Origin of the sequence: Winogradskyella schleiferi (genome assembly GCF_013394655.1) — a bacterium.
GTDB classification, from domain to species: Bacteria; Bacteroidota; Bacteroidia; order Flavobacteriales; family Flavobacteriaceae; genus Winogradskyella; species Winogradskyella schleiferi.
The window spans coordinates 1,253,230-1,273,194 of record NZ_CP053351.1; the positions used below are offsets into that span (position 1 = coordinate 1,253,230).

At 34.5% G+C, this 19,965-nt stretch carries 15 protein-coding genes and 1 pseudogene; 10 read left to right on the forward strand and 6 right to left on the reverse strand.

Annotation, left to right across the window (positions count from 1 at the left end; genetic code table 11):
- Nucleotides 1-37: 37 nt before the first annotated feature.
- Nucleotides 38-946, reverse strand: coding sequence for a site-specific tyrosine recombinase/integron integrase (xerA, locus tag HM990_RS05405; RefSeq protein ID WP_178987959.1), 909 nt, complete (start codon nucleotides 944-946; stop codon nucleotides 38-40).
- Nucleotides 947-1,164: 218 nt separating this feature from the next.
- Here xerA and HM990_RS05410 point away from each other — a divergent pair.
- The 3 genes and pseudogenes from HM990_RS05410 (at nucleotide 1,165) to HM990_RS05420 (ending at nucleotide 2,958) form a co-directional block, all read left to right on the forward strand.
- Nucleotides 1,165-1,791 (forward strand): annotated as a pseudogene (locus tag HM990_RS05410) (porin family protein).
- Between the two features lie 169 nt (nucleotides 1,792-1,960).
- On the forward strand, nucleotides 1,961-2,383 hold the full coding sequence (gene aroQ, locus HM990_RS05415) for a type II 3-dehydroquinate dehydratase (protein WP_178991846.1): 423 nt from the start codon (nucleotides 1,961-1,963) through the stop codon (nucleotides 2,381-2,383).
- 89 nt (nucleotides 2,384-2,472) lie between these two features.
- Nucleotides 2,473-2,958, forward strand: coding sequence for an outer membrane beta-barrel protein (locus HM990_RS05420; protein WP_178987960.1), 486 nt, complete (start codon nucleotides 2,473-2,475; stop codon nucleotides 2,956-2,958).
- A 60-nt stretch (nucleotides 2,959-3,018) separates the two neighbouring features.
- Here HM990_RS05420 and lpdA read toward each other — a convergent pair whose 3' ends face one another.
- A complete protein-coding gene (lpdA, locus tag HM990_RS05425) occupies nucleotides 3,019-4,395 on the reverse strand; it encodes a dihydrolipoyl dehydrogenase (protein ID WP_178987961.1) in 1,377 nt (458 codons plus the stop codon).
- 331 nt (nucleotides 4,396-4,726) lie between these two features.
- On the opposite strand from lpdA, the gene HM990_RS05430 reads away from it, so the two are divergent.
- Nucleotides 4,727-5,299 (forward strand): hypothetical protein, encoded by a 573-nt coding sequence (locus HM990_RS05430; RefSeq protein ID WP_178987962.1) that lies wholly within the window; start codon nucleotides 4,727-4,729, stop codon nucleotides 5,297-5,299.
- A gap of 60 nt (nucleotides 5,300-5,359) precedes the next feature.
- Here HM990_RS05430 and HM990_RS05435 read toward each other — a convergent pair whose 3' ends face one another.
- Both HM990_RS05435 and msrB read right to left on the reverse strand, forming a co-directional pair.
- Entirely contained in the window at nucleotides 5,360-5,914 is a 555-nt protein-coding gene (locus HM990_RS05435; protein WP_178987963.1) for a DUF1572 family protein, read from the reverse strand.
- A gap of 132 nt (nucleotides 5,915-6,046) precedes the next feature.
- Nucleotides 6,047-6,532 carry a peptide-methionine (R)-S-oxide reductase MsrB gene (gene msrB / locus HM990_RS05440; protein WP_178987964.1) on the reverse strand — a complete coding sequence of 162 codons (486 nt, stop codon included), beginning with the start codon at nucleotides 6,530-6,532 and terminating at the stop codon, nucleotides 6,047-6,049.
- 259 nt (nucleotides 6,533-6,791) lie between these two features.
- Here msrB and glgA point away from each other — a divergent pair, with 259 nt between their 5' ends.
- Entirely contained in the window at nucleotides 6,792-8,003 is a 1,212-nt protein-coding gene (glgA, locus tag HM990_RS05445) for a glycogen synthase (RefSeq protein ID WP_178987965.1), read from the forward strand.
- Nucleotides 8,000-9,265: a glucose-1-phosphate adenylyltransferase gene (locus HM990_RS05450; protein ID WP_178987966.1), complete on the forward strand. Its 1,266-nt coding sequence runs from the start codon at nucleotides 8,000-8,002 to the stop codon at nucleotides 9,263-9,265. The genes glgA and HM990_RS05450 overlap by 4 nt, the downstream gene beginning before the upstream one ends.
- An 84-nt stretch (nucleotides 9,266-9,349) precedes the next feature.
- Here the strand turns inward: HM990_RS05450 and HM990_RS05455 are convergent, their stop codons facing one another.
- On the reverse strand, nucleotides 9,350-11,536 hold the full coding sequence (locus HM990_RS05455; RefSeq protein WP_178987967.1) for a bifunctional alpha,alpha-trehalose-phosphate synthase (UDP-forming)/trehalose-phosphatase: 2,187 nt from the start codon (nucleotides 11,534-11,536) through the stop codon (nucleotides 9,350-9,352).
- A gap of 272 nt (nucleotides 11,537-11,808) precedes the next feature.
- Here HM990_RS05455 and HM990_RS05460 point away from each other — a divergent pair, with 272 nt between their 5' ends.
- From HM990_RS05460 to glgB, 4 genes are all read left to right on the forward strand, one after another.
- On the forward strand, nucleotides 11,809-13,608 hold the full coding sequence (locus tag HM990_RS05460) for a glycoside hydrolase family 15 protein (RefSeq protein ID WP_178987968.1): 1,800 nt from the start codon (nucleotides 11,809-11,811) through the stop codon (nucleotides 13,606-13,608).
- A 125-nt stretch (nucleotides 13,609-13,733) separates the two neighbouring features.
- Nucleotides 13,734-15,671: an alpha-1,4-glucan--maltose-1-phosphate maltosyltransferase gene (locus tag HM990_RS05465; protein ID WP_178987969.1), complete on the forward strand. Its 1,938-nt coding sequence runs from the start codon at nucleotides 13,734-13,736 to the stop codon at nucleotides 15,669-15,671.
- Between the two features lie 2 nt (nucleotides 15,672-15,673).
- Entirely contained in the window at nucleotides 15,674-17,302 is a 1,629-nt protein-coding gene (locus HM990_RS05470; RefSeq protein WP_178991849.1) for a trehalose synthase, read from the forward strand.
- Between the two features lie 3 nt (nucleotides 17,303-17,305).
- Complete coding sequence (gene glgB, locus HM990_RS05475; RefSeq protein WP_178987970.1) at nucleotides 17,306-19,321, forward strand: 1,4-alpha-glucan branching protein GlgB; 2,016 nt, start codon at nucleotides 17,306-17,308, stop codon at nucleotides 19,319-19,321.
- A gap of 227 nt (nucleotides 19,322-19,548) precedes the next feature.
- Here glgB and HM990_RS05480 read toward each other — a convergent pair whose 3' ends face one another.
- Nucleotides 19,549-19,962 carry a hypothetical protein gene (locus HM990_RS05480; protein WP_229719383.1) on the reverse strand — a complete coding sequence of 138 codons (414 nt, stop codon included), beginning with the start codon at nucleotides 19,960-19,962 and terminating at the stop codon, nucleotides 19,549-19,551.
- Nucleotides 19,963-19,965 lie beyond the last annotated feature (3 nt).

Consider the following 19,965-nt stretch of genomic DNA (forward strand, 5'->3'; position numbering starts at 1 on the left):
TAAAAATTTTACTGAACACTGTACACTTAACCCAACACTACTTCCTCGGATGAAATTTATTCAACACCTCACTTAAATGAGAACGATCGACGTGCATATAGATTTCTGTTGTTGTTATGCTTTCATGGCCAAGCATCATTTGTATAGCTCTCAGATCTGCACCGTTTTCCAGTAAATGTGTCGCAAATGAATGCCTAAAGGTATGTGGCGAAACGGTTTTCTTAAGCCCAGTTTTGTCAACTAAGGTTTTTATGATGGTAAAAATCATAGCGCGTGTCAGTTTTTTACCTTTGTAATTTAAGAAAAGAACATCTTTAGAATCGGGATGCACTTCTATATGGTTTCTAATGTCGATCCAGATCTTTATGTAGTTTTGGGTAGATTTTCCAATGGGCACGAAACGCTGTTTATCTCCTTTGCCTGTAACTTTTATAAAACCTTCTTCAAAAAACAAATCCGATATTTTTAGTTCTATAAGCTCACTCACACGCAAACCACAACTGTATAAGGTTTCAATAATAGCTCTGTTTCGTTCGCCAAGGTTCACACCGTTGTATTGGTAACTTAAATCAATAGCATTAATTAAGTTGTCTATATCCTTTATAGATAATGTATCAGGTAATTTTCTTCCTATTCTCGGAGACTCTATTAAATCCAGTGGATTAGTGGTTCTGTAGTTTTCAAAAATGAGATAGTCGAAAAAATTTCGCAAACCAGAAATCAATCGTGCTTGTGACCTTGGATTTATGGATTTGGAAACTGAATAAATAAAATCTTTAACAATGGTATGATCAATGGAAATGGGAGATGCATTTATTTGATGTTCTTCAACATATAACATTAGTTTTTTGATGTCATAGCTATAGTTTACAATGGAGTTTTTAGATAAACCACGCTCTATTTGAAGATAGTGTTTATAATCTGCTAATGCTAGTGCCCATTTCATGGTTAAAAATAACGAATTATTGGTTGAATCAAAGATAGAAACATAATACAGTTCCTCAAGAGTATAGCGTTTTTGTTAATAACTTAAATTGTAAAGTACTGGTAGTCATTATTATATATTTAATTGTGTATAAGATTGTTAATAACTATGTAGGAAAATTTTATTTTTTGAAAAAAAAGACTTTAGTTTGTATTAATCAATTTTAAAACTTAAATATTATGAAAAAATTATTATTATGTGCCGCAGTTGCGGTTTTTGCATTTACGAACGTAAATGCACAGGAAGTTAAATTTGGAGCTAAAGCTGGTGTTAATTTCGCATCTATTACTGGAGACGGGACAGATGACGTTAAATCACGAATATCTTTCCATGTTGGCGGTGTAGCAGAAATTATGATTTCTGAAAACTTTTCAGTCCAACCGGAATTATTATATACTTCTATAGGAGCTAAAGATGAGTATTCTGAAAGTTTTGCTGGAGAAACGGTCGAATTTAAAGAAGTTTATAAGCTAGATTATATTAGTTTGCCTATTATGGCAAAATAATATGTAGTAGAAGGTTTTAGTATAGAAGCCGGTCCTCAAATAGGTGTTTTAGTATCGGCAAAAGTAGATGGAGAGGCTAGTTTTAATGGAGAAACGGAATCTGAAGAAGTTGATATTAAAGATGAAACAAAAGGTATTGATTTTGGTGTTGGATTTGGTTTAGGTTATAAAATGGAGAGCGGATTAAATTTTGCGGCACGTTATAACTTGGGGCTTTCAAATATTTATGATGGTGAAGGATCAGATGATTTTAAAAATAAAAACAGCGTTATTCAAGTTTCAGTTGGATTTATGTTCTAACTTTAAGTAAATAAAAAATTTAAAAACCGAGGCAAACGCTTCGGTTTTTTAATGCTCATATTTTAATACATTTAATACATGACCCGAACGAAAAGCAAAACCATTATATTTATACCCATGTTTCATGAACGAACTGCTCATGGCATTGATAAGCTTTAAAAACGAAAACATGAAAAAACTGATTATCATCAATGGCCCGAATCTCAACTTATTGGGCAAGCGCGAAACCAATATATATGGAAATTTAACTTTTACGGAGTTTTTCGATGCCATAGTTAAGAAATATCCGAATGTTTCCCTTGAGCATTTTCAGTCTAATATCGAAGGGGAGCTTATTGATAAAATCCAAGAAGTTGGATTCTCTTATGATGGTGTTATTCTAAATGCAGCGGCTTACACACATACTTCTGTTGGCATAGGTGATGCAGTTAAAGCTGTTACAACCCCTGTTGTAGAAGTTCATATTTCCAATACCTTTTCAAGAGAAAAATTTAGGCATAAATCATTTATTTCTCCAAATGCTAGAGGCGTAATATTGGGTTTTGGTTTGCAGAGTTATGAATTGGCGATTCAAAGTTTTTTATCATCCTAGTCATCTTAAATCATATGGTCTCAGCCCAAACTTAAGGAAGGAACTCTTACTCGGATAAATAATAAAAGTGTAAATAGGTCAATTATAATATGAAGAAATTTAGTCAAGTTTTTTTGATTCTTATAACTATTTGCGGCTCATTTAATTCACAAGCCCAAACAACCGACCTTGGTGTTAAAGCCGGACTTAATTTAACCTTTTTCAAAGTTAATGAAGGGATTTTTGGAGAAGATCCAAATGTGGAAACAGGGTATTATATAGGTTGCTTTGTCGATTTTAAAATGACAAATAATTTGCATTTTCAGCCCGAATTACTATATATCAGTCTTGGCGATTTTGACTTTTTGAATGCGCCCATATATATAAAGTATAATATCAGCCACAATTTTAATATCCTCCTTGGTCCAAGTTTGAATTATTTTTTTGATTTTTTTAATGTCAAGCTTAAAATACGAGCAGATTTGGCGTTTGCCTATAATCTATCTTCGAGTTTAGATTTACATATGAAATACACCTTAGGATTTGAAGTGATTTCTCCAAATGGCATATTTCTCGGTATGGGCTATAAATTGTAATAAAAAAATGCGATCCAAATCTGAATCGCATTTTTTGATATTTTACTTCTAGCTTCTAGCTTAAAGATGTATAACCTCATCATAAGCCGCAGCAACAGCTTCCATTACCGCCTCACTCATGGTTGGATGCGGATGTACTGCTTTTAAGACTTCATGTCCAGTGGTTTCTAATTTTCGACCTAAAACAGCTTCGGCAATCATATCGGTAACACCAGCACCAATCATGTGGCAACCTAACCATTCGCCATATTTAGCGTCAAAAATCACTTTTACAAAACCGTCTTTTGCGCCACTAGCACTTGCTTTTCCAGATGCCGAAAACGGAAATTTACCAACTTTTATATCTAAACCTTTGGCTTTAGCCTGTTCTTCCGTTAAACCGACTGAAGCAATTTCCGGAGAACAATAGGTACAACCTGGAATGTTTCCATAATCCAAAGCTTCCACATGTTGACCTGCAATTTTCTCTACGCAAAGTATTCCTTCAGCAGAAGCCACGTGAGCTAAAGCTTGTCCAGGTGTAACATCTCCAATGGCATAATAACCAGGAATGTTGGTTTGGTAAAAATCGTTAACCAAAATTTTATCTCTGTCAACAGCAATACCAACATCTTCTAAGCCAATATTTTCGATATTAGATTTAATACCAACAGCAGATAATACAATATCGGCTTCTAGTATTTCTTCTCCTTTTTTAGTTTTTACCGTAGCTTTTACTCCTTTTCCAGAGGTGTCAACAGATGTGACTTCTGCAGATGTCATGATTTTAATTCCAGATTTTTTAAAACTACGTTCTAATTGTTTAGACACTTCATCATCTTCAACAGGCACAATTTTGTCTAAGAACTCTACTATTGTAACTTCAGTTCCTAACGAATTATAGAAATAAGCAAATTCAACACCAATGGCTCCAGAACCCACAACAATCATTTTCTTTGGTTGCGTTTCTAAACTCATGGCTTTTCTGTAACCAATCACTTTTTTACCATCTTGCGGTAAACTCGGTAATTCACGTGAGCGTGCTCCTGTCGCTATTATAATATGGTCTGCAGAATATTCTTTGCCGTCAACATCAATTTTCTTACCAGTTTTCAATTTTCCGAAACCTTCTATGACATCGATTTTATTTTTCTTCATTAAAAACTTAACACCACCACTCATACCTTCTGCCACACCACGACTACGCTTTATAATCGCATCAAAATCATACTCTGGATCTTTCACTTTTAGCCCGTAATCTTCAGCATGTTTAAGGTATTCAAAAACTTGAGCAGATTTTAAAAGGGCTTTGGTTGGAATACAACCCCAATTTAAGCATACGCCACCAAGACTTTCCTTTTCTACAACAGCAGTTTTAAATCCTAATTGTGATGCTCTAATTGCAGTTACGTAGCCTCCAGGACCACTTCCTAATACTATAATATCGTATTTACTCATGAATAAGGTGTTTTTAGTTGAATTTTTGAAGTTACAAAAATATGAAATTCAATTCACATTAATGACCTTAGAAAAAGCAAATCTATAAATTGGATTAGCGTAAAATGCATTTCTAAGTTTCAATTTGAAATTGAAACCAATGACTTCTGAAATATCAATTCCTACACTAAAATTCTATTTCCAATGCATCGCAATTATCTAAATCAGCAAATGAACAAATGTTAAATTTGATTGCGTCAAGAACGCTGGTAATTTCATGGTATATTGCTATCAGAACAGGTTATATAAAAGTTATTAACCTAAACCAATTAAAAATCAAATATATTTTATAATGAAAAAATTAGTATTAGTATTATTTGTGGCGTTACTTACTGTAGGTTGCAAAATGGATAAAGAAGAAGGTGGAGAATTACCAACTGTAGACGTAGACGTTGATGGAGACATGGGAGAACTTCCTGAATACGATGTAGAATGGGCAGATATAGATGTCGGAACCAAAACCAAAATGGTGGAGATTCCAAAAGTTGTAGTTGTGATGGAAGAAGAGGAAGTTGAAGTTCCTTATTTGGATTTTGATATGCCTGGCGAAGAAAAAATGGAAAGTTCTATTACGGTAGAAGCTGAGATTTCTGGGAATGAGCATGATATCGAAATTCAGGAAATCAGAGCTAGCCAAAACAGATTGTATGTTATTTCCACACTAGAAGAGTTGGACACCGACTTAGACGGAAAAACAATGAGAATCCAAGATCAGGTTGAAATAAATGCGCCAGATCTTGATGTAAAGCATATCATTGTAGGAAAAAAAGTGGATCGTGCATTTAACAATAACTACACTTATGTCGATACCATGAACGATCTTGACGATGCCGTTAAAAACGCAAATGTAGTTTACAAAAAGTAAACTCACTAAATCACAGATATGAAAAACGATCATTTGGCTACTGTCAAATGATCTTTTTTTTTAAAAGTCATCGGTAAAGTGTTTTCGGCTTCTGTCTTTGTCGAAATTATCTTTGTTGTAAATTTTGGATTGGCCTTTAGCGATGGATAGGCTTTCCCAATTGATACCTTTAATCAATTTGCCAATAAGTACCATTTGACCAACGTGGTAGGCATAATGCATCATTTGTCTATGTATGGCTTCGGTTACTGAATGGCCTTGATTTCTAATGTAAATAACATTCTCTAAATCAGCTGAATTTAATGGTTTAATAGCGTTAAATAAGCAAATCCAACCTTTATTCCAGGCGTCTAATAAGTCATCTTTCGATTTGAAATTCTCAATAAATTCTTCATCACGTTGTCGCCATTCTTTTTCGCCATCTTCCGTTAAAAAATTAGTCCAGCGACTAAGCATGTTGCCTGTAATATGTTTTACTATTATCGCTATAGAATTGGAATCATTAACAAACTCCTTTTTTAACTCTTCAATCGTAAGTCGGTCAATGGTTTTATCGCCAAGGGATTTATAGTATTCAAATTGTTTTATGACACTTGTCAAAAATGAATTTTCCATAACCTGTAATTTATGAAGATAAAAATAGCGATATACAAATTCCAAAACAACGAAAAAATAGAGTTAGAATTAATAGCGCTATTGTCAAATTTTAATTCACCAATCTCGAAGGCAATTAAAAAATTAAAGTTTTTAATCTTGAGCCGGCACAAAGTTCAAAGCCACACCATTAATACAATGACGCTTTCCCGTGGTTTCCTTAGGCCCATCATTAAAAACATGACCTAAATGGCCACCGCAAGTTGCACAATGTTCTTCATCTCTAGTGTACCCAATTTTAGTATCAGTTCCATAGGCTACATTGCCCTCAATCTCTCGATCAAAACTTGGCCAGCCCGTTCCAGAATCGAATTTATGTTCACTCTTAAATAAAGGCGTGTCACAAGCTGCACAATGGTAAACCCCTTTTTCGTAATTTTTATTTAATGGACTGGAAAATGGCCGCTCTGTACCAGCTTCCCTTAGCACATAATATTCTTTGTCAGAAAGTTCTGCTTTCCATTCCGCTTCCGTTTTTGTAATTTCAAAAGTCTCTTTCTGTTCATTCTCTTTTTTTTGAGCAGACGAATTGCAACTCAATAGGAAACAGATTGTAAGCATCGGAATTAACTTTTTCATAGTATTTTTTTTGATATTGAATTAATTTTTAAACTATTTGTGATATAACATTATTGTAATTTTTCCTATCTTATAAAGATAATAATTAAATGTCTTAAGAAATTTGAAAAATTTGGCGTAAATCTTTATTTTTAAGGAAATAAATTAACTTTTAAATTAACGTTTTAATATTTAATCGTAAATTGATAGTCTAAACAAAAATGTTGTTTTAAACATTTAGTTAGTCTTAAAACCAACCAAAAACTTACATAAAATCTTAATGAAGGCACTTTTTTTTACACGAGAATTTCCACCTTATGTTTATGGTGGAGCAGGAGTACATGTTGAATATCTAGCAGGAGAACTGGCAAAATTAATGGAAGTTGAAGTGCGAGCCTTTGGAGATCAGGACAGTTCTAGTAAAAATTTAAGTGTAAAAGGGCTTCCTTATGAAAATTCAGATTTTGATCATGCCGATGACAAATTAAAGGCTATATTCAAAACATTAAGCACCGATTTGTTAATGAGTGCAGATCCCATTGACGCAGACATTGTACATTGCCACACTTGGTATTCTCATTTCGCAGGCATTTTGGCGAAATTGTGTTATGGTGTGCCATTAGTGGTGACAACACATTCGTTAGAACCTTTACGTCCTTGGAAAAGAGAACAATTGGGAAGAGGTTATGACGCCTCGTCTTGGATTGAAAAAACGGCTATTGAAATGGCAGATAGTTTAATTGCGGTATCTGAAGAAACCAAAGAAGACGTACTAAAGCATTTCGATGTCGATGAACATAAAGTGAAAGTTGTTTATAACGGTATAGATTTAGAGCAATATGTTGTGGTTGACGATACATCGGTTTTAGAGGAATACGGCATTGACAAAAACAAACCATATGTGCTGTTCGTTGGCAGGATTACGCGCCAAAAAGGAATCATTCATCTGGTAAATGCCATAAAGTATATTGATAAAGACACTCAGGTAATACTTTGTGCTGGTGCTCCAGATACACCGGAAATTGGTAAAGAAATGGAAGACGCCGTAAAAGAAGCGTCAAAAACTAGGGATAATATAGTGTGGATTGATAAAATGCTCGACAAAAAAGATGTTATCCAACTTTATTCTCATGCCGATGTATTTTGTTGTCCTTCTATTTATGAGCCGTTCGGAATTATAAACATTGAAGCCATGGCTTGTGAAACAGCAGTAGTAGCAAGTGCTGTTGGTGGCATAAAAGAGGTAGTGGTTGAAGGAGAAACCGGATTATTGATTTCATTAGAACAACAAAAATCCGCACCCTTCGAGCCTGTAAACGCAGATCAGTTTTCAAAGGATTTAGCAGCAGGAATTAACAAAGTCATTAACGATAAGGAATTACAACATAGAATGGCAAAAAACGGTCGAAAACGCGTCGAAGATTATTTCGATTGGAGAGCCATTGCAAAACAAACAGAAGCTATATATAAATCTTTAATAGATAAAAAATGATAAACGACAAAGTCTTAAGTATAATTCTTGGAGGTGGTCAAGGTTCAAGATTATACCCACTTACCGAAAAACGATCAAAACCAGCCGTACCTATAGCAGGAAAATATCGATTAGTGGATATTCCAATTTCAAATTGTATCAATTCGGAAATAAAACGCATGTTCGTGTTGACGCAGTTTAATTCGGCGTCCTTAAATAAACATATAAAAAACACCTATCACTTTAGTTTTTTTAGCTCTGCATTTGTGGATGTATTGGCTGCTGAACAAACTATTAGCAGTGGCGAATGGTTTCAAGGAACTGCTGATGCGGTACGCCAAAGTATGCATCACTTTTTACAACATGATTTTGAATATGCCTTAATTTTATCTGGTGATCAGTTATACCAAATGGATTATAATGAAATGATTGATGCGCATATTGAAGCTAAAGCCGATATTTCAGTTGGAACATATCCTGTTAATGCCAAAGACGGAACGTCATTTGGTATTTTAAAAACAGACGATACCAATAAGATCACATCATTTACAGAAAAACCGTCACTGGAAGAAATAGTAAATTGGAAATCTGAGGTAAGTGATGAAATGAAACGAGATGGACGTGAATATTTAGGGTCCACAGGTATTTATATATTCAACAAGGATTTACTTGTAAAATTAATGGAAGATAAAAGTACGGTCGATTTTGGAAAGGAAATCATTCCTCAGAGTATTGATAAGTGCAAGGTGATGAGTTATCCATTTGAAGGCTATTGGACGGACATCGGAAATATAGATTCATTTTTTGAAGCTAACCTTGGCTTAACGGACGATATACCACAGTTTAATCTTTACGATTTGGATAATCGTGTGTATACAAATGCACGTATATTACCAACATCTAAAATCTCTGGAACCAATTTAAATAGAGCAGTCATTGCTGAGGGTTGCATTATTCATGCTGCAACTATTGAAAAATCCGTAATTGGTATTAGATCTAGGATCGGTAAGGAATCTACAATTATAAATACATATATGATGGGAAGCGACCTTTATGAATCTTTAGAGGATATTGAGTCTAAAAAGATTGAGGTGCTTATGGGAATTGGTGAACGTTGTTTTATTAAAAATGCTATAATTGACAAGAACTGTCGCATTGGTGATGACGTTAGAATAAATGGTGGAAAACATCTTGAAGATGCCGAAACAGATACGTATGTTATCAAAGAAGGTATCGTTGTGGTAAAGAAAGATGCCACTATTCCTTCTGGTACTATTATTTAAAAATAGGAGACAGTTGAATTGGTTGTAATGAAATTTTATAGCTTTAACCAAAGACCAAAAGGAAAACATTTTGGTCTTTGATTTTTAAATCAATTTTTGAAGTAAATTACGCACTTGCCCAGAATCTTTCACTTGATATTTGGCTTTGGTCTTTGTAAATCCAACTTTAATGGTATAAGCCGATTCTGGTGCTTCTTCAAACATGTATTCGTCAGTCCAATCATCACCAATTATGGTGATAAAGTCATAATCTTCTCCCATTAACAAACGATTGACTACACGTCCTTTATTCACATTACTGCTTTTAATCTCTATCACTTTATTGCCTTCTAAAATAGATAAGTCGTTATTAGATACCATGCTAGTAAGCACTGTATTTAGCTCTAAAGTCCGGATTTTGGCAAGTTCTGGATCCGCAGTTCTGTAATGCCAAGCTAAAGAATACTTTTTTGTTTCTATAAAAGTTCCTGGAGTTCTATCTACAAAAGTTTCTAAAATTGGCTGTATGTTTTGCATCCAATCCGTTTTCAAACGCTCTAATTCAGTCCATTTAGAATTTTGATATATCCAAACTCCGTGATCGGTAACTAAATTGTAGGGTTTATGCCCAAACCATCGCTGAAAAGTTTCTTTATCTCGGCCACTAATTAAAACTAAATTCGCTTTTTCATTAAGTTGATCTAAAAGATTATAGAGTTCCTCATCTGGTGCAGCGTCTTGTGGATTGTCTTTGAAGCCAACAAGCGTACCATCATAATCTAAAAGCAACAGTTTTTTATTTTTAGTTTTGAAATTCTCCAATAATTCGTTTTCGTAGTCAGTGGTTAGTTTCTTAGTAATAATATCACTTTTGGCGGCTTTGGTATTATCTAACGCTTTTAAGAATTCCGTAGCCCATTTTTCCACATCGTAGCGTTTCAAACGTTTTTGTAGCCAATTTATACGCGTTTCTTGTTCTTTTAAAGGCATAGTTAATGCCTTATGCAGACTTGCGGCAAAATCTTCGTAACTATTAGGATTAATGAGTAAGGCTTCATTCATCTCTTTGGACGCTCCGGCCATTTCGCTCAAAATGAGAACACCATTGCCTTGAGTTCGTGTGGCGATATACTCTTTTGCAACGAGATTCATTCCATCCCTTATTGGTGTAATCAATGCAACATCTGATGATATATATAAATCAATTAAGTTCTCAAAAGGCATTGATCTGTAAAAATACCAAACAGGTGTCCAGCTTACAGTAGCAAATTTGCCATTAACCCTACCAACTAACTCATCAGTATCTCGTTTTAATTTCTGATATTGAGGAACATTGGTACGCGATGGAACAGCTAACATCACCAATCGAACTTTTTCTTTGTATTGCGGATATGTATCCAAAAAATATTCAAAAGCTTTTATTCTATTAGGAATTCCTTTGGTATAGTCCATTCTATCGATTGATAAAATCAATTTTTTATCATCTGTGAGATGTTCCTCTAATCGTGTTTTCAATTCTGATTTTTCGTAGGTATCGCTATGTTGCTTCAAAGCTGCGTTGTAAAATTTTTCATAATCGATTCCCATTGGAAAAGAATCTACTTTTACGATTCTATCATCAAAATTTATGACATTAAAATTAACTTCTAATCTTAAAATTCGCTTAACCGAACTCAAAAAATGACGTTCATAGTCATAAGTATGAAAACCTAAAAGGTCTGCACCCAGCATTCCAGTCAAAATTTCTTCGCGCCATGGGAAGGTTCTAAAAATCTCATAGGAAGGAAAAGGAATATGAAGAAAGAATCCTATAGTAATATTGGGCTTCTTATCTTTAATAAGTTGAGGTAGTAATAACAATTGATAGTCATGTACCCAAACTGTATCACCATCATTCAAATTTTCGACAACAACCTCAGCGAACTTTTCATTGACACGTTTGTAGGCTTCCCATTCATTTTGTTCAAAATCGGTGTATTCCATAAAATAATGGAACAAAGGCCAGAGGGCTCTATTACTAAAACCTTCATAGTATTCTTCAATATCTTCGCTAGTGAGAGGTACAGAAACGCATTTTTCTTTTTGTATTTTGTGCTGTACTTCCTCAGATAATTCTGGGCTAAGCTCATTTTCTGGAATACCAGACCAACCGACCCAAATTCCATTGCCTTCAGCATGCACGGATTTCATACCTGTAGCCAAACCACCGACACTAGGTGTAACTTCGAGAGTATTATCATGGATTGAAACTTGAAGCGGCAAACGATTTGAGACGATAATTGTTTTATTCATAAGGATAATTTGTGTTAACTAATATAATTTTGTTAATTTAAAAAAAATATAGATTAACAGTTGTGCATTTTGCTACAAATTGTAACAAAAATGACGAAATTTTTAGCTTATTTACCTTTTCTGAAGTATCGGAACCAAAATTAGCCTGCTAACAGACGGGAATGAATCAAAAATTCCCTCTTTATTGCCTTTAGGTTTAGGGTGAATTTGATGAAATGAATCAAAAGCCACAACACATTATAGAATCTTCCACATTAAAAATCAAATAGTATATGGATAATTTAGATTATGGTATTATAGGTAATTGCAAAAGTGCTGCTTTAGTTTCAAAAAATGGGTCAGTAGATTGGTGCTGTTTACCTCAGTTTGATTCTCCATCAGTTTTCGGAAAGCTATTAGATGACAAAATTGGTGGATCCTTTGCTTTTGAAATCGATGACAGTTATCAAATATCTCAGCAATATATTGAGAATACGGTTATTTTGGTCACTAAATTTAGTAATGGTTTGGATGCTTTTGAGGTAAGGGATTTTATGCCAAGGTATTATAAGGAGAGTGGTTCTTACCATGCGCCACCAGAATTTATAAGGTATATTAAATATATCTCTGGTAAACCTACTGTAAAGATCAATTACAATCCTAAACTGGAATATGCTAAAGGAGACACAAAAACATATGTGAAGAATGATTTTGTGGTGAGTTTAACTGATAATGAACTTTTTGACACTTTATTTTTATATACGGATTTTAACAAGGATAAAATTGTTACAGGTGAAGAGTTAGAAATTACATCAGACCAGTTCTTCTTAGTAGGCTATCATGAAAAGTTATTTGTACCAAGCCTTGAAACTGTTGTACTAGAATACGAGAGAACTAAAGTCTATTGGCTCAATTGGATGGAGCGTACAACGACATTCAATCGGTATAATAAAGAAATAGCACGCAGTGCCATGACGCTTAAGTTATTGAGTTACGATAAAACAGGAGCTGTTTTGGCGGCAATAACCACCTCGTTGCCAGAAACTATTGGTGAAGTGCGCAATTGGGATTATCGTTTTTGTTGGATCCGTGATGCGTCTATGGTCATCAAAGTAATGTCAACCATGGGACACAAAAATATGGCCAAACGTTATCTCAAATTTATCATCAATTTAATGCCAGATAAAGATGAGAAACTTCAAATTATGTACGGCATTAATGGTGAAAAGAAGTTGACTGAAGAGTTCTTAGAGCATCTTTCAGGTTATAAAGGTTCTAGTCCGGTACGAATAGGAAATGCCGCGTACAAGCAAAAGCAAAATGATATCTTCGGAATCTTGATGGATATGATTTACCAACTCATATTTAATTTTAGTAATGACATTGAAGATGGAGAAGCCTTATGGAATATTACCAAAGGCATCGTTTGGGTTGTTAATAAGCATTGGCAAGAACCAGATAAAGGAATATGGGAATTTAGATCGGAAGATCAACACTTTACCTTTTCGAAGGTCTTATGTTGGACCGCTGTGGATAAAGCCATAAAAGTAGCTAAATTGTTAGGTAAAACTTCCAAACTTGCGCGTTGGCAGTTGTTAGAGGAAGCCATAAAAGAAGATATTATGGTCAATGCTTGGAGTGATAAGGCTCAAGCATTTACTCAGTCTTATGGTTCAGAAGATTTGGACGCTTCCGTTTTATTGATGGAATCTTATGGTTTCATAGACGCAAAACACCCAAAATATGTGAGTACCGTAAAAGCAATAGGTCGAGACTTATCCAATGATGGGTTATTGTATCGTTATAAAAATAAAGATGATTTTGGACTGCCTTCATCATCATTTACCATCTGCACGTTTTGGTATATCAATAGTCTATTCAAAATAGGAGAAGAAAAAAGTGCTGTAGAACAATTTGAAAAACTCTTATCCTACAGTAATCATTTAGGGCTATTTAGTGAAGATTTAGATTTTAAAACCAAACGGTTGTTAGGTAATTTTCCGCAAGCTTATTCGCATTTAGCTTTGATAGAAACGGCGATTAACCTTTCTAAAATCACCAAAGATGAAAAAGTTAAAGACTTTTTATCTTAAAAAAGTTGTCTTTATTTTTAAAGTAAAGAAATAAGGTGACTATTACTGTTTATTTCGTAATAACGCAGTACTAATTACACTAAATTTTACTAAATTCGACATTCTAAAGAAAATTATTATTAAAAATGCAAAAGCAAGAACGTGTTGTCATAGATTATGTATCTCCTCAGATTAATTGTGGTGAATTTTATATTAAACGTGTCATAAATGAAATTGTAAATGTTGATGCTCATGTGTTTGGAGATGGGCACGATATTATCGCTGTATCAGTGCTTTTTAAATATAAAAATGCCAAAACATGGAGCGAAGTCAGAATGCACGAAACTGGAAACGACGAATGGAAAGCATCTTTTTCAGTTGAAAAACAAGGCTTTTACAGTTATAAAGTTCAAGGTTGGGTAGATTATGCCTTAAATTGGCAGCATGGTATTCGTCGTAAGATTGACGATAACCAACACGTAAAATCAGAATTGCTAGAAGGGGTTACCTTGTTGGAGCCATTGCTTAAAAAAGCAAGTAGAGACGAAAAGGACTACTTGAATTATTGTATTGATTGTTTTAAACAGGACGTCAAATATGATGATGCCATTAGGGAAGCCATAAGTCCACAACTGCAGCGCATTTTTATAAAGTATCCGGAAAAATTTCTCGCAAACGAATCCAAAGAACTTCAGGTCTATGTCGATAGAAAGAAAGCCAGGTTCAGTACATGGTACGAGTTCTTTCCACGGTCTGCATCTGAAATAGCAGGACAGCATGGCACATTTAAGGATTGCGAACGATTATTACCAAGAATAGAGCAAATGGGTTTCGATGTACTGTATTTTCCACCGGTTCATCCCATTGGGGAAGTCAACCGGAAAGGTAAAAATAACACCACCGAAGCTAAAGAAGGCGACGTTGGTTCAGCTTGGGGAATTGGTTCAAAACATGGAGGTCATAAAGATTTGGAATCACGATTAGGTTCCGTTGAAGATTTTAAAAACTTAATAAAAGAAGCAAAGAAGCATAATATTGAAATCTCCATGGATTATGCCTTACAAGCAGCACCAGATCATCCTTGGGTAAAATCGCATCCAGATTGGTTTAAATGGCGACCAGACGGAACCGTTCAATACGCAGAGAATCCACCGAAAAAATATCAGGATATTTTACCGATTTATTGGGAGAGTAAAGATTATAAAAATCTTTGGAAAGAGTGTTTGGATACGATGCTCTATTGGATAGATTGTGGCGTGAAAGTTTTCAGGGTTGATAATCCACATACCAAACCGTATTATTTTTGGAATTGGCTCATTGCCGAAGTCAAGAAAAAACATCCAGATGTATTGTTTTTGGCTGAAGCTTTTACAAGACCAAAAGTGATGCAGCAATTGGCGAAACAAGGTTACACACAATCTTATACTTATTTTACATGGCGGAATTCTAAACAGGAATTTATAGAATATCTTACGGAATTAACCCAAACCGAGCAGCGCGAATACATGCAACCTAATTTCTGGCCAAACACACCCGATATTAATCCTTATCATTTACAAGGTGCAAGTGAAGCAAAATATTTACAACGATATGCATTAGCCGCGACTTTAAGTTCTAGCATTGGTATTTACGGACCAGTATTTGAACAAATGATAGATGACCCTATTCCTGGGAAAGAGGAGTACTACATGTCCGAAAAGTTTGAAGTAAAACATTACGATTGGTTTAAAGTCAGTAAATTGACGTTGTTAATTTCAAAAATTAATGCGGTTCGTCATGAAAATGAAGCTTTGCAGCAAACCAATAATATTAAGTTTTTGAATATTCAGAATGATAACATAATTGCTTTTTATAAGTGGAATGCTTCTAAAACCAACGAACTATTGATCATTATTAGTTTGGATCAATATTATCCGCAACAAGGCCATGTACAATTGCCATTAGCTGATTTAGGAATTGGAGCAGGTCATCGCGTACAAGTACAGGATTTGATTACGGCAAGCAGTTATAATTGGCATAACGAATGGAATTATGTAGAATTACATCCAACATTGCCATTTCATATCTTTAAGATTCATAAATAATGATGGGCAATAAAGAGAAAAAACAAAATACTTTACAATCCCCTTATAACTTTAATGATAAGTGGGAAGATCTCCTAGGTAATGAAGAGTTCATCAAAGTGTTTTTGTCCGATGTTCTCGAAGACTATATAGTAAAACAACGCTGGTATGGCGGCAAGGCTAGCAAGTTAAAATATATAGAACTTGCTGAATCGTTTAGAATTCAAAAGGATGGCGAAGTATATTATGGATTGATTCTAGAAGTCAATTTTGTGGAATCTTTCTATCAGCACTATTTTTTGCCTATTGCATTTGTGTCAGATGAAAATTTTGCGAAAGACGATCGTATTTTACCCATAAGCATTCAAAATCAAGAAGGGTTTATTATTGATGCCATTAATCTCGAAGCATTTAGAAGAGTCGTTTTTGAACGAATTTTAACTGCAGTTCCAAATGACAGAACAAAAGTTCGTTATTATAAAAGTGAATTGTTTAAGGATTGCGCTTACGAGTCGTCGCGCCACATGGGAATGGAGCAGAGCAATACGTCCGTAGTTTATAATGACAAATATGTATTGAAATTCTTTAGAAGAATATATTCGGATCGTAATCCAGATTATGAAATGAGTCGTTTCCTTTCTGAAAAGAAAGATTACAAGAATACACCAGCGTATTTAGGAAGCGTTCAGATAAAGGATAACGATATTAATATTACCATTGGCTTGATGCAAGAGATGGTAGAAAACCAAGGCGATGCTTGGGAATATATGTTAGTTGAATTTCATAAGGTTTTTTCAAATTTAGAATACAAAAGAATAGATATTTCAAAATTACCCAAAGCGGAAGATTTTGGTCATTTAGAAATTAGGGATGTACCTGCTCAAATCATTGATTGGGTTGGGTTGAATGCTTTTGTTAAGATTCAAACTTTAGCAAAACGTACAGCGGAAATGCACATCGCTTTAGGTAGTGAATTTGAAGATACGGCATTTACACCATCACATTTTAATGGCGATTACGAAGTTTGGTTAAAAAATAGATTACTTTATCAATTTCAAAACCGATTGAATACCATTGAAAATAGCTTATACAAACTCGATGGATTGGCATTGGAATTGGCTAACGAATTCTTAGAAAAGAAGAATACCATTAGAAAACGTTTTGTAGATTTCGATTGGACAAAACTAAAAGGCGAGCGCATCAGGGTACATGGCGATTTTCATCTAGGTCAAGTTTTGGTAAAAGACGATGATTTTTATATCCTCGATTTTGAAGGCGAACCAGAAAGTACCATTCGCGATCGTAAAGTTAAACAACCACCATTAAAAGATATAGCTGGTTTGTTTCGTTCTTTTCACTATGCAATTTATGCCACCATTTTCAATAATATGGATTTGTATAATTACAATCAAGACCATCTATTCGAGGCAGGTGAAATCTTGTATCAATATTTAAAAAATGTGTTTTTAGAAACTTATGTGACTAAAGTACAATCAGCGAACCTCAATATTGGTTATAATCAAGAGCGTATCTTTTTATTGAAGTACGCGATGCTCGAAAAAGCAGTTTATGAATTGGGTTACGAACTTAATTCACGTCCAAAATGGGCAGTAATTCCATTAAAAGGGATTTCAAATATCATTAACAACTAATTTATGGCAGAAGTAATTGCACACAGTCGTTTTACGGAATTCGACATCAACCTTTTTAAAGCTGGAAAGCACTATCGTTTATACGAAAAATTCGGATCTCACACCACAACGGTTGATGGCGTAGACGGTGTTTATTTCGCCGTTTGGGCACCAACTGCCAAACATGTTTCCGTTATTGGAGATTTTAATTTTTGGGTTGAAGGCGAGCATCAATTGAATGTACGTTGGGATTCCAGTGGGATTTGGGAAGGCTTTATTCCTGGCGCTGGAAAAGGCAGTGTCTACAAATACAAAATACAGAGCAATAACAACGATATTAAAACCGAAAAAGCGGATCCTTACGCAAGAAGAGCAGAACACAATCCGAAAACAGCGTCGATTGTTTGGGATGATGACTATTCGTGGAAGGACAATAAATGGATGAAGAAGCGTAAAAAGCATAATGCTCAAGACGCTCCATTTTCGGTTTACGAAGTCCATTTAGGTTCTTGGAAAAAACACGTTGAAGAAGGCCGTTTTCTGTCTTACGTAGAAATGGCTGATGAATTAGTGAAATATGTAAAGGACATGAATTTTACACACGTAGAATTAATGCCAGTTATGGAGTTTCCGTACGACCCGTCTTGGGGTTATCAAGTAACAGGTTACTTTGCACCAACTTCACGATTTGGATATCCTGAAGAATTCAAATTATTGGTCGATAAACTACATCAAAGCGATATCGGAATTATTCTGGATTGGGTGCCATCGCACTTTCCAGAAGATGCTCATGGATTAGGTTTCTTTGATGGTTCTGCATTGTATGAACATCCAGATCCAAAAAAAGGCTATCATAACGATTGGAAGAGTTTAATATTTAACTATGGTCGTAACGAAGTCAAATCATTCTTAATTAGTAATGCTATTTTCTGGCTAGATCAATACCATGCTGATGGCTTGCGAGTTGATGCGGTTGCTTCAATGTTATTTTTGGATTACAGTCGTGAAGATGGACAATGGGAACCAAATATGTTTGGAGGAAGAGAAAATTTAGAAGCGATGTCGTTTTTAAGAGAAATGAATGAAGCAGTGTATGCTTCTTTTCCAGATGTACAGACTATCGCAGAAGAATCCACAGCGTTCCCTATGGTTTCTAAGCCAACATATATGGGTGGATTAGGTTTTGGTATGAAATGGATGATGGGCTGGATGCACGATACACTTCAGTATTTTGCTAAAGAACCGGTTTATAGACAATATCATCAAAACGATTTGACCTTCTCAATGACTTATGCGTTTACAGAGAATTTTATGTTACCATTAAGTCATGATGAAGTCGTTTATGGTAAAAAATCAATTCTGGGACGTATGCCAGGCGATGAGTGGCAACGTTTCGGTAATTTAAGACTGTTGTACAGCTATATGTTTACACATCCAGGAACGAACTTATTGTTTCAAGGCTCGGAGTTTGGTCAAAGTGGCGAATGGAATTTTGAAACCAGTCTTGAATGGTATTTATTGCAATATGAACCTCATAAAGGTGTGAAGCAATTGATTAAAGATTTAAACGCTCTTTACAAAAAAGAACCTGCCTTGTATGAAAAACAATTTTCAGCAGAGGGATTTGAATGGATAGATTATGGTGATTCTAAAAATTCGGTATTCACCTATATTAGAAAAGGAAACGATGAAAAGGATGATTTAATCATTGCTTGCAATATGACACCAGTTCCTAAAAAGAACTACAAGTTGGGCTTACCGAGAAAAGGAAAACTGAAAGAAGTTTTTAATAGTGATTTAAAAGCATATTTTGGAAGCGATCAATACAAGAATAAATTGAAAACAACTAAGGCTGAGCCTTGGCATTTTAGAGATCAATCTGTTGAGATTGATATTCCACCATTGGGAATGGTTGCTTTTAAATACGAAAAGAAGGCTCAACCTAAGAAGAAAGCTAAAGCTGTAGCTAAAATGAATGTCAATACAGAGGCTACAACTAAGAAGGTTGCTAAAAAGGATAGGGCAAAAACTAAAAAATAAGAATCGAATAATATGAGATTGAAGACCTCAAAGGTTTATGCTGAACTGGTTTCGGTATCTAACTTTGAGGTCTTTTTCAGTTTGTACTTATACCAAGAATTAAGTAAGAAGAATAATTTGACGTCATTTCTGCCAAAATTTAAAATTCAATTAGACGCTTCATTGTGCTAAATCCTAATTTTCCCCTTATAGAGGTTATAATGATTAAATGATAATTATGATCAAATTTATTTAACTATTTCATCTGCCCAAATCATGGCATCATTAAGAGTTTTAAAAATTTCAAAAGGCTTATTGAAGAACATTTTTTCTATTTGAGCATTTATTTTAGCTTGATAATTACTTGAAACAACGGCAAAGCCTTTCAAGGTTTTGATTTGTACCGTTTCATGATATATTTTTGGGTCCACGGAATAGGAATTTATTCTATGCGTTATATAAACAAACGGGGTTGCTGAATAATATTTTTTTGCGATTTCAACTAAAACAATATTATGCTTTGATGTAACATTTACACCTTCTTTGATGACTACTACAACGTAATTATCATAGATAGATATATCACAAAAATCATAGTGTAGAATTTCTTTCATCACAAAAAATAGAATAATTAGCATTAAGATAAAAAAAAACTCCTTCATAAC